At 53.3% G+C, this 306-nt stretch carries 1 protein-coding gene; it reads right to left on the reverse strand.

Annotated elements, in window-relative coordinates; all coding sequences use genetic code 11:
- On the reverse strand, positions 1–306 hold a 306-nt coding region (locus O2S87_RS19040), incomplete at both ends, for an IS630 family transposase (protein ID WP_475410250.1).

A 306-nucleotide genomic window follows, 5' to 3' on the forward strand; every position in this document is an offset into this window, starting at 1 on the left:
TACTCGGCCGCGCCCTCCACGATTAGGGGAGATGATTCCCATTTGAGACTCTTCCAGACTGGTTCAATTGGGTTGAGATGCGGCGAACCAACTGGAAGAAAGACGAGATCGATCCCGAGTTCATGGGCACGTTTTCGCGTGTACGCACAGATGTGTGAAGAGAAGTTGTCCAAGACGAGCAGAATCCGCTCGCCCGGATTCTGCTCGCGTATCTCCTCGAAACACGCGCAAATCCGTTCTTTCTCTTGATTTAGTGGAAACTGGAGGACACTCTCACCGTTGAGAGCATAGAACCCGGCCGCTGGT

It is taken from the genome of Halohasta sp. A2 (genome assembly GCF_056175805.1).